Genomic DNA, 501 nt, shown 5'->3' on the forward strand with positions numbered 1-501 from the left:
GGCAGGTCCGCGTCGAACGCGATGGGGTAGATGTCCTGGTACTTCTTCGGCGGGTTCTCCGCGTACGCGATCGTCCCGTCCGGGCGGTGACGGAACCACTGCGGATACTTCCGCACCCACGGATGGTCCGGCGAACACTGCAGCGCGAAGTCCAGCGCCACCTCCAGCCCGTGCCGGGCCGCCTCGGCGACGAAGAAACCGAAGTCCTCCAGCGTCCCCAGATCCGGATGCACCGCGTCGTGCCCGCCCGCCTCCGAACCGATCGCCCACGGCACCCCCACATCCTCCGCGGACGCCGACAGCGTGTTGTTGGGCCCCTTGCGGAACGTGTGCCCGATCGGATGGATCGGCGGGAGGTAGAGAACGTCGAAACCCATCGCGGCGATCGCCGGCAACCGCCGCGCCGCCGTCCGGAACGTCCCGTGCGGCCGCTCCGGTGTCCCCTCGGAACGCGGGAAGAACTCGTACCACGCCCCGTACAGGGCCCGCTCCCGCTCCACC

At 70.1% G+C, this 501-nt stretch carries 1 protein-coding gene; it reads right to left on the reverse strand.

What is annotated here, in order from left to right; genetic code table 11:
* Positions 1–501 (reverse strand): alpha-amylase family protein (locus tag IEY89_RS40260; protein ID WP_506004862.1); only part of this gene is annotated, 501 nt, incomplete at both ends.

The sequence above is a fragment of the Streptomyces lacrimifluminis genome, assembly GCF_014646095.1.
Lineage (GTDB): Bacteria > Actinomycetota > Actinomycetes > Streptomycetales > Streptomycetaceae > Streptomyces > Streptomyces lacrimifluminis.